The sequence below is a fragment of the Heyndrickxia acidiproducens DSM 23148 genome, from assembly GCF_000374345.1.
Lineage (GTDB): Bacteria > Bacillota > Bacilli > Bacillales > Bacillaceae_C > Weizmannia > Weizmannia acidiproducens.
Genome location: NZ_KB894020.1, coordinates 19,992 through 29,577, shown reverse-complemented (window position 1 = coordinate 29,577; position 9,586 = coordinate 19,992). Strand labels below are relative to the sequence as shown.

Genomic DNA, 9,586 nt, shown 5'->3' with positions numbered 1-9,586 from the left:
AAGACGATTCCCTTTCATTCCATGCACCCGTACCATTTACGCCTCCACATCCGGATAGCTTTTGGGCTTTGACTTGTTTGGCAGTCTTACCCTGTAAGAGTACGCCTGATGGTATTCGTGTTCCTCGGGTCAGAATTTTGCCTCCAGCTTCCTTCAGATTCCACTTCACAATGGACACCCTTGCTCTTGGCTAATGGTTGGTCGCTATCTACCCCCATAGCGGACTTTCGCCGCCTAGCGAATCGTCATGCGCGGCGCACCAACAAATAAGAGGTAGTAAACTCTACCTCCTATCTTTCATACCTTATAGTATATCAAAAATATACGATTAAAAACTACCTGTGTTCACATTTTCCGGTCTTGTAACCGGTTCCGAAATCGATTTTCCATTTTCACTGACCAGTTTCGTGCTGCCATTTACTTCAATTTCAACACGTTTTATTCCTTTTTGTTCTGTCAGCGTTAAAACGAGCGGGTTCAGTACTTCATTGGAGATCATTTTTTTATCGAGGCTGCCGAGGATTTCTTTATTAAAATTCAGCTTAACTTTGCCGTTTTTGATTTCCGGCTGATTCAGCAAAACGACACCGTCCATAAATCCGGAAACAAGGTTCGAGTTTGGCGACGGCCCTTTGACGAGTTCCTCTACTGCTGCCTTTACATCATTTTCCGCTTTGTTGGAGACGCGCTTTGTAACCGGCACGTAATACTCTTTTTTGTTATTTTGGGCCAGGTAGTAGACTGTTACCGGATGGGTATTGGTAATATCTGTCACCCGGTCAGTATCGGTATTAATGCCCATGGCTCTGGTTAATCCTTCCGCGTTAATCGGCGTCCCGTTCACTGGCATATCCTTCAGGGCCACCCCATTCATCTTGAACTTTACTTTTTTGATGGAATTAAATTGGGTTAGTGTCCAGGTAACCGAGTCGAGGATTTTTTGTTCATCTGCCGCGTTGTAGCTTTTAAAGTCTTTTGAAAAGTTAACGGTCGCAACCTTGTCTTTTACAGCCAGATTGACTTGTGTATTGGCCGGGAGCACCGCACGGAAGCCGTTAGGAAGAAGATTGGAAACCGGCCCGTCCTGTACAAGATATTCCAGTGCCTGTTTCGCGACACTCTTGCTGTCAGGAAGCGCAAGGGTCTGCGGTACAACATAGCCGTTTTTATCAATCAAATAAAGTTCTGTCAGCACCTGGCCTTTTTTGGCATTAACAGCTGTCTTTGTCCCATCCTTTAGTGAATAGGACACATTTTGGTGAGGATCTATTTTTTCCGGCTCCTTGTTTGAAAACAGCCCGCATCCCGACAAATAAACGCTTGTTGTCAGTACGGCAGCCGCGGCAATTACCGCCCTCGGTGTTTTAGACATCCTTTTTCCCCTCCTAAAGACTGTTTGTACTACCAAGTATACGAGCCTGAAAAGAAATTAGAACGCTTTTTTACACCCTGCCAGTATAAATACACAACTCCTCTTCATACTAAAATTAGACTGTGAAAATGAAAAAAGGAGGAGAACCAGTGGAGAAATCACTTGGACTGCACGAAACGCTTGATATGCATGAGATCCTGACTTTTAAAAACATTTGTTTAACCAAGTCTGCTGCGATGGCCCATTTTGCCCAGGACCCGGCATTAAAATCATTGCTCTCCCATGATGCGCAGCAGACACAACAGGATATTGGACAATTATTATCTTTCCTGGGGGGGCAAAAACATGAATAATGTTATCCAAAATCTGATCGGACTGGGCGGTATGTCGGACCAGGTCATTGCAACCGACTTGTTAACGTCTGTCAAATCCGGCATTAAAATGCTGTCATTTGCCGTGACCGAAGCAGCAACCGATGAAGTCAGAGCGGCTTTGACACAGCAGCTTCACAACGCAATTGACTTTCATGGACAGATCACCGATTTTATGATTGAAAAAGGCTATTATCACCCGTACCAGTTGCAGGAACAGTTAAACACCGATATGCAAGCCGCCCAAACGGCTTTAAAACTTCCTTTACCTTAATGAAAGAGTCTGCCGCCGCTTCCGGTAACATGGTTACCAAAAGCGGCGGCAGACTCTTTAAGGTTTCAAAACGACTTTGATGCAGTTGTCTGTTCTTGTATCGAAAACTTCGTATCCTTTTTCAGCCTCATCAAGCGGCAGCACATGGGTGATAATGTCACCGATGTCCACTTTTTCCCGGGAGATTAAATCAAACAGAAACGGCATATAGTGAATGACAGGTGCCTGGCCTGTCCGGACATTGACATTACGCTGAAATATATCTCCGAGCGGAAATGCATTGTACCTGCCTCCGTACACACCTGAAACCTGGATCGTACCGCCTTTTCTCACTGCCTGGGTTGCAATAACGAGTGCGCTCATCGCCCCGCCCTGGAGTTTCAACCCCGATTCGAGATACTCCATCGGTGTCATTTTGCCGTCCATCCCGACCGCATCAATGACAACATCGGCACCGCCTTTTGTGATTTCTTTTAGATACTCACCGGTATTGTCGTGCCGTTCGAAGTTGATGGTTTCAACCTGATTGTGCTTTTTCGCATGGGCAAGCCGGTAATCGATATAATCTACTGCAATGACGCGTTTTGCCCCTTTCAGCCAGGCAAATTTTTGGGCGAGCAGTCCAACCGGCCCGCAGCCCAGCACCACAACGGTATCACCGTCTTTTACGCCGGCATTGTCCACTGACCAGTATGCAGTCGGCGCAACATCTGCCAGCAACACCATGATGTCATCCTTTATTTCAGTATGTTCAGGAATTTTAAACGGTGTAAAATTGGCGTATGGAACACGCAAATATTCAGCCTGCCCGCCCGGATAACCGCCTGTCAGATGCGAGTAGCCAAAAAAGCCGCCCATTTCGCCATTCTCATTGGCGTTATCGCATTGGCTTTCCAACTGGTGCTTGCAATAGTAGCATTCCCCGCATGCAGCCGTAAAAGGAATCACGACACGGTCGCCTTTTTTCAGCTTGGTTACACCGGGGCCTGCCTCTTCAACAATCCCAAGCGGCTCATGCCCGATAATATAGTCTTCGGGAAAATTCGGGATCATCCCGTGAATAAGATGCAGATCGGATCCGCAAATAGCAGAAGACGTAACTCTAACGATAATATCGTCGTTTTTCTTGATGACAGGGCTTGGCACTTCTTTCACTTTCACATCTTTTATTCCCTGAAATGTTACAGCTTTCATGATAAACCCCCTTCAATTATTCATCCGCATCAATTTGTGCCATCATCCCCATACGTGAAGTATTGCCTGGGAAAAGCTTCAGTTTTCCGATCATGAGGGCAGTTTCTGCCGCTTTTAAATCAATTTTACGCTGTTCCTCCAGATGGTGCGGATGGAGCCAGCCCTTTTTCATCATAAATTTGGATACTTCCTCATGCAGCGCGAGCCCGTCATCCAGCTGTTTTTTTAAAAATACCCTGACTTCAGGTGTCCTTGATTCCGCAATGGCAGCTGCAGCATTTCTGATCCCTGTTTTAATATTCTGCAGGAATTCAAGCGCCAAAGCCGAGTCCGCCATCTCCGGCATTCCTTCCGCATTTTCAACTTCAAGGTAATCGTGAATCAATGGGCCGTCCCTCCGTTCAGCTGATTTGGCAGTTTGTACATCTCCTGAAGCGATTCAATCGCCTGAACCGTTTGCTGCACATCTTTTTCCAACAGCGTTTTTAAATCCTGGTCAAATACCAGTCCTGACATCATTTTTGATTTTAATAAGCATGTGGTTTTGAAATTCAGCATTTCATGAAGCTCCATTGTTTCATGGTAAGCCAATCCATTGTTTTCCATCCCTGCACCTCCATTTTTCATGGTGTATTGTGCCACGTATATCCCGGTTCTATGCGTTACATAAAGTGAAACTTCCATCAGTGGGGGTTTTCCTTCATCCCCCACTGATGGTTAGTTGAACCAATCGGAACTTTACGGGCAGTTTGATCTCCCACCTATCTTCTTCGTCCTTAAATCTCCAGGTGGGAGTCTTACTGCCCGTTTAGTTGGGATAAAAAAAGCCATTTTATCAGGAGAAAGTGTCTCCCAATAAAATGGTTTCTACATCTGTTATATCCTGTTCGAGCCAGTCGGAAGCCAGCTCCGCAAAAATCTTGCTTGATCCGGTTGTAAAAAAGCGGTGTTTCGCTCTTGTATCTTCCATATTAAACAAGTCGTGGAAATAAAGAATTGTGCTCACTTCCCGCGCTGTTTCTTCCCCGGAACTGATCACCGATACTTTTTTACCCATCACATTTTTAATAATCGGGCCTAAAAGCGGGTAATGGGTACAGCCAAGGATGAGTGTATCGATTCCGCAATTTTGGATCGGATACAAGGTTTCTGCGACAATTTTCTTCGCAATCGGGCTGTTATACTGGCCGCTTTCAACGAGCGGCACAAATTTCGGGCATGCAAGCGCCGTGATGCCAACTTTTTTATTGATGCTCTTTAAAGCCCGTTCATAGGCCTGGCTGTTGATGGTGACACTTGTCCCCAGTACACCGATTTTAAAATTCTTCGTATGTTTGAGGGCCGCGCGCGCACCGGGATAAATGACGCCCAGGACAGGAATTTTCACCTGTTCCCTCACTTCATCCAGTATAACAGCCGTTGCCGTATTGCAGGCAATCACCAGCATTTTGATTTGTTTATCCAGCAAAAAGCGGATCATTTGCCAAGTGAATTTTTTTACTTCTTCAACGGGCCTGGGTCCATATGGGCAGCGTGCCGTATCCCCAACATAATAGATCGTCTCATTCGGCAGCTGCCGCATCATTTCCTTAGCGACAGTAAGGCCGCCTACCCCGGAATCGATAACCCCAATTGGTGCATTCAAAATTCTCGCCTCATTCTTATTTCATTTCCTGATGTAATTTTACTAAGTTGTTTTTTAATTTTACCAGTTCTTCCGGTGAAAATCCGACCAGCACTTCCTGTAAGTATAACTGCCTTTTTTTAATCACTTCATCAATCAGCACACGGCCTTTTTCCAAAAGATGGATGCGGACAACGCGCCTGTCCCGCGGATCCTTCACACGCAGGACCAGTTCGTTTTTTTCCATGCGGTCAATAAGATCTGTCGTCGTGCTGAAAGCCAGATACATTTTTGTCGATAATTCTCCGATTGTCATATCCCCTTCTTCAAAAAGCCATTGCAATGCCAGAAATTGAGGAGGCGTGATTTTATAATCGCTTAATAATTCCCGGCCCTTTTGCTTCACAATCCCGGAAATGTAGCGCAAATCTTTTTCGAGCTGCGCCACGACTTGAGGATCGTGTAAATATGGTTGCTTTTCCATGCCAAAAGCGGCCCCTCTCTATTAAATTACTGCAGGATTACTATATGCTATTTTGACCTTTTTCGCAGAAAATTTCAAGAAGGAGTTTTTATGCTTGTAAACCGGGGTCAGGGCTCTTCCACTTTTTGCCAAGGGTTCTCTATTTTTTTAAAAAAACAAACATAATAATTCAGTGGCAGCGTAAGCCGGTCAGCGGAGCCGCTTCACTCCGCTTTGACATTGACCAGTACGGCCCGGCCGCGCCAGACTTTGACGACAGCCTGTGCCTTTCCCTGAGCCGAAGCATTCTCCAGCTGTTTTCCCGAATTTTCCGGAACAAAATAACGATCAAGGTGGTAATCAATGACAGCGGCGTTGTCTGCACTTCCCCAGTACATGTCAATGGTCCCTCTTAAATATAGCCCGTATGCCGGCTTTTTTGCCACCACTTTATCTACAACATAACTGCCGTTTTTGCCTTTTTTCAAGACGGCATAAACCGTATGTTTCTCATTTTCATGGCGCTTGATTTTTTGAATCACCTGATTGTCCAGACGGCTGGACGGTACCGTTTCCGCCTCAAGATTGACAGTTACATAATCCCCGCGGAAAGCGTCTGTCGGGTCAACTGCCTTCATCTGAAGATCAATCTCTTTCCCGAAAGCCAGAGTCATAAGGGGCGGGATTGTCATGGCGATTAAAATCAAAAAGGGCACGGCAAAGGCAGCTGTTTTTTGAAAACCATTACGCACGGCCGTCTCCCCCTTCCTTCCGCTGTTTTTCAAAATAATAGCCGAATGCAATGAAGATCAGGCCGCCGATGATAAAAACGGCAGATTTTGGCAGAAAATCATAGGAAAAGTCAAAGTAAAAGCGCAAAATAAACGCACACAAAATGAAAATGCTTAAAAGGCTGCCTTTTTTAATGAGGAATAAGACAAATAAGAAGTAGCCAACTGAAAATACGATGTTAAAATGGCTGCCGAAAAACGTTTGCTCCCAATAGGATGAAAATGTAAGAAGAATGCCGGCCAAGCCATGGAGCAGATGGCCCTGCAGCCGGAAAACTGCTTTCATTTTTTCCTGCACGGGCATTTCGAGCATCGAAATTCCAACAAGGAACAAACCAATCAGCGGGTAAACCGCGTACCGGTCTTCAAAGCCGGCGAGTTTAAAGAAAAAAACAGCCAGCACTTCAATTGCGAGGGCATTGGCGGCAAACAGGAACAGCCTTGAAGCAATCACTTTTACATTGAGCCAGTATAAGAAAGCCGTTGCCAGCCCAATAAGCAACATGGTGGGGTACCCGTTTTCACCAAACCCGATACTGAGAAAGAAAAACAATAACCCGCATGCAAAGGTGCAAATCCATTTATCTTTCAGTATCCAGCCGATTGGCAAAGTTCCGAGCCCCCACAGCAAAAAAGCATTCCGAAAATCTCCCCCCAGATTAAAAATCTGCCCGACAAGGAATATCCCGGCGCCGAAAAATAAAATCCCCAAATCATACATGGCGCGCGCTGTTTTCGGATGGCGCTTTTCCATTTTCCAGCCGGCCAGATCCACAGCGAGAACAGCAGCGATGATCATAAGAAACTTAACCGGCTTCCCGATATACATCCAGTTGCTGGCGATAAAGCTGAACACGCCCGCCCCCAATAACAGGGCGCCCACCAACAGCAGAATCCGTATAAAACTAACACCTTCCGCAACCTGGTACTGTGCCAGCATGTCATCTTTCTGCTCTGCTGTTATCGACCCGTTCCGTTCAAAAAATTCAAGTTCATCCCGGATCTTTTCATAATCCTTTTTTCTGATCGGCCTCTGCATATCTCTCCCCCTTTTTTCTTCCTAATCAGGAATAATTGATTCGATCTATTTTTTCATTCAACCTGCTTAGCTGATTCTCAATCCGCTTGAGGCGGTTGTTTCTTTTAATCACATAAACTACCAGGAATACAACCAGCCCGGTCAGAGCTAACATAAACAAAATGGAAATCAATGCGGTAACAATCATTAATTCTTCTCCTTGTTATCAAATTGGTCAATCTTCTCACTCAGTTCCTTGATCTGTCGTTCAATTCTATCCAGCTGCTTCCGTCCATTAAAATATGAACGGATCAATAAAACAACCGCTATGATCACGGCAGCAATCATTGCAAAAAATATGAACTGGAATATAATATCCGGGATATTTACGTGTCTCACTGTCATTGGCACTCCCCCTTTTTTCTATCTTAAGTCCATCTTACTACAATTCATATGATGTCTGAACCGTTTTCTTACTGTGGAAGAAAATAAGTGAAACTTCATCACTGGGGGTTTTCCTTTATCCCCACTGATTAGAACAGGATAAATTTTAAGACGTGTGCGGGATAATGGAAACCGGTTAAATAGCTTCTTTCATAGGCATTCATTTGTAAGATAGCTTCCTTCTCCCTCTACGCACAAAATCGACTGCACAAATGCAGCCGATTTTGTTTCAAAGCTTTAATTCTCCCATGCGAAGCAGCTCCACAACAGCTTGGGAACGCCCCTTCACTCCAAGCTTTTGCATGGCGTTGGAAATATGGTTTCGAACTGTTTTTTCGCTGATAAACAATTCGCCCGCAATTTCTTTTGTTGTTTTATCCTGGACTAACAGCTCGAACACTTCTTTTTCTCTTTTTGTTAGCAGCGGTTTATGTGTGAAATCATTGTCCTTCAACTATGGTAACCCTCCTTGCCTTCGCCAGCTTTAAACCGCGGGGATGGGTATTTAGATTGTCACGATATCATATGTCAAGGCAGTATGGGGAGTGACATGGCGAGGCAAGGAAACGCATAAATAGGCAAAAAAAGGGCGAAGTAAGGTCTGCTGGAATAAATTATTTCCTGTGCCGAGGCGATAATGCATGTCCGGAACCCAATAACCGTTCCCTTTCTTCCTCCGTCCAGGCCAGTCCTTTACCCGTTTCCAGCAGAATTTGCACCATTGTACCGCGGCCGGTAAAACAAATGTCACCGGCCTCATTCCTGCCCAAATAATGGATGTCGACCGATGAACTTCCGACGCGCCCGACTTTCACATAAATCCGCAGCTTTTCATTAAAGAAAACCTGCTTCAAATAGTCGCACTGCAAATCTGCTACAACCGGAATACTTTTGGCGCCTTTTTCAGCCCAGTCCGCCATAAAACCTTTTTCATGTAAAAAAGCGATCCGCGCTTGCTCAAAATAAATAAAAGGAACCGTATTGTTTAAATGGCCAAACATATCCGTTTCAGAAAAACGCACGGTTACAGGCTGATAAAATTCAAATCCTTCCAGCCAGGAAGTCCAATCATCAATGTATGAGATGTTTTTCAACCAATTCCCTCCTAATGAATGATTGTTCATTCGTTTCCTCTTTATAAAAACAGGCTCCGCATCTGATTGGATACCCGCTGTCCGTGATGCGGAGCCTGATACAATTAATCTACTTCATGGTCACTGCCAAAGAAACTCCTAAACATATGGAATGTCGTTTCGCGGTTCAGAGCAGCAATGGATGTGGTAAGCGGAATGCCTTTCGGGCAGGCCTGAACACAGTTTTGCGAGTTTCCGCAGTTTGCCAAGCCCCCGTCCCCCATGATTGCTTCCAAACGTTCATCCCGGTTCATTGCGCCTGTCGGATGTGCATTAAATAAGCGCACTTGGGATAGCGGCGCAGGTCCGATAAAGTTTGAATGGCTGTTCACATTCGGGCATGCTTCCAGGCAAACCCCGCAAGTCATGCATTTTGATAATTCATATGCCCATTGCCGCTTTTTCTCAGGCATGCGCGGGCCCTCGCCCAAGTCATAAGTTCCGTCAATCGGAATCCAGGCTTTTACCTTTTTCAGCGAATCAAACATACGGCTGCGGTCTACCTGCAAATCGCGGACAACCGGAAATGTACTCATTGGCGCAAGGCGGATCGGCTGCTCCAGTTTATCCACAAGCGCCGAACACGATTGGCGCGGCTTGCCATTAATCACCATAGAGCAGGCCCCGCAGACTTCTTCCAAACAATTCATTTCCCAAACAACCGGTGTCGTTTTTTCCCCTTTTGCATTGACCGGATTGCGGCGGATTTCCATTAAGGCTGAAATCACATTCATATTTGGACGATAAGGGACTTTGAAAGTTTCCTCATAAGGTTCTGATTGTGGATTATCTTGGCGTGTAATGATAAATGTAACAGTTTTTTGTTCACCCATCCTTATTCTCCTCTTTCATTTTGATTTTGTTCGCGCTTTGCTGCTTCGCTTGCAAGAAGAGGGGTCAGA

Annotated in this window: 15 protein-coding genes; 2 read left to right on the top strand and 13 right to left on the bottom strand. The window is 45.3% G+C overall.

Going from position 1 to position 9,586, the window contains the following annotated elements; genetic code table 11:
- Positions 1–328: 328 nt before the first annotated feature.
- Positions 329–1,372, bottom strand: coding sequence for a GerMN domain-containing protein (locus C232_RS0114855; RefSeq protein ID WP_018664944.1), 1,044 nt, complete (start codon positions 1,370–1,372; stop codon positions 329–331).
- A gap of 149 nt (positions 1,373–1,521) precedes the next feature.
- Between C232_RS0114855 and C232_RS0114850 the strand changes: the two genes are divergently transcribed.
- Together C232_RS0114850 and C232_RS0114845 are read left to right on the top strand one after the other, a co-directional pair.
- Positions 1,522–1,725 carry a hypothetical protein gene (locus tag C232_RS0114850; RefSeq protein ID WP_018664943.1) on the top strand — a complete coding sequence of 68 codons (204 nt, stop codon included), beginning with the start codon at positions 1,522–1,524 and terminating at the stop codon, positions 1,723–1,725.
- Positions 1,718–2,017, top strand: coding sequence for a spore coat protein (locus C232_RS0114845; RefSeq protein ID WP_018664942.1), 300 nt, complete (start codon positions 1,718–1,720; stop codon positions 2,015–2,017). The genes C232_RS0114850 and C232_RS0114845 overlap by 8 nt, the downstream gene beginning before the upstream one ends.
- Positions 2,018–2,074: 57 nt before the next feature.
- Here the strand turns inward: C232_RS0114845 and C232_RS0114840 are convergent, their stop codons facing one another.
- From C232_RS0114840 to sdhB, 12 genes are all read right to left on the bottom strand, one after another.
- A complete protein-coding gene (locus tag C232_RS0114840; protein ID WP_018664939.1) occupies positions 2,075–3,211 on the bottom strand; it encodes a zinc-dependent alcohol dehydrogenase in 1,137 nt (378 codons plus the stop codon).
- 16 nt (positions 3,212–3,227) lie between these two features.
- The gene (locus tag C232_RS0114835) at positions 3,228–3,596 is read right to left on the bottom strand and encodes a spore coat protein (protein ID WP_018664938.1); all 369 of its coding nucleotides are present in this window, start codon (positions 3,594–3,596) and stop codon (positions 3,228–3,230) included.
- Positions 3,593–3,817, bottom strand: a complete 225-nt coding sequence (locus C232_RS0114830) for a hypothetical protein (RefSeq protein WP_018664937.1) — start codon at positions 3,815–3,817, stop codon at positions 3,593–3,595. The genes C232_RS0114835 and C232_RS0114830 overlap by 4 nt, the downstream gene beginning before the upstream one ends.
- Before the next feature lie 229 nt (positions 3,818–4,046).
- On the bottom strand, positions 4,047–4,856 hold the full coding sequence (gene racE / locus C232_RS0114825; RefSeq protein ID WP_018664936.1) for a glutamate racemase: 810 nt from the start codon (positions 4,854–4,856) through the stop codon (positions 4,047–4,049).
- A 16-nt stretch (positions 4,857–4,872) separates the two neighbouring features.
- The gene (locus C232_RS0114820; RefSeq protein ID WP_018664935.1) at positions 4,873–5,319 is read right to left on the bottom strand and encodes a MarR family winged helix-turn-helix transcriptional regulator; all 447 of its coding nucleotides are present in this window, start codon (positions 5,317–5,319) and stop codon (positions 4,873–4,875) included.
- A 203-nt stretch (positions 5,320–5,522) separates the two neighbouring features.
- On the bottom strand, positions 5,523–6,050 hold the full coding sequence (locus C232_RS0114815) for a GDYXXLXY domain-containing protein (protein ID WP_018664934.1): 528 nt from the start codon (positions 6,048–6,050) through the stop codon (positions 5,523–5,525).
- Positions 6,043–7,128 (bottom strand): DUF2157 domain-containing protein, encoded by a 1,086-nt coding sequence (locus tag C232_RS0114810; protein ID WP_018664933.1) that lies wholly within the window; start codon positions 7,126–7,128, stop codon positions 6,043–6,045. Before C232_RS0114810 ends, C232_RS0114815 begins: the two co-directional genes overlap by 8 nt.
- Positions 7,129–7,153: 25 nt before the next feature.
- Positions 7,154–7,315 carry a hypothetical protein gene (locus C232_RS19885; RefSeq protein WP_018664932.1) on the bottom strand — a complete coding sequence of 54 codons (162 nt, stop codon included), beginning with the start codon at positions 7,313–7,315 and terminating at the stop codon, positions 7,154–7,156.
- Positions 7,315–7,512, bottom strand: a complete 198-nt coding sequence (locus C232_RS0114800) for a DUF1049 domain-containing protein (protein ID WP_018664931.1) — start codon at positions 7,510–7,512, stop codon at positions 7,315–7,317. The genes C232_RS19885 and C232_RS0114800 overlap by 1 nt, the downstream gene beginning before the upstream one ends.
- A gap of 268 nt (positions 7,513–7,780) precedes the next feature.
- Entirely contained in the window at positions 7,781–8,005 is a 225-nt protein-coding gene (locus C232_RS0114795; protein WP_018664930.1) for a helix-turn-helix domain-containing protein, read from the bottom strand.
- 160 nt (positions 8,006–8,165) lie between these two features.
- On the bottom strand, positions 8,166–8,675 hold the full coding sequence (locus C232_RS0114790) for an acyl-CoA thioesterase (RefSeq protein ID WP_051086244.1): 510 nt from the start codon (positions 8,673–8,675) through the stop codon (positions 8,166–8,168).
- Positions 8,676–8,749: 74 nt separating this feature from the next.
- A complete protein-coding gene (sdhB, locus tag C232_RS0114785; protein WP_018664928.1) occupies positions 8,750–9,517 on the bottom strand; it encodes a succinate dehydrogenase iron-sulfur subunit in 768 nt (255 codons plus the stop codon).
- Between the last annotated feature and the right edge of the window lie 69 nt (positions 9,518–9,586).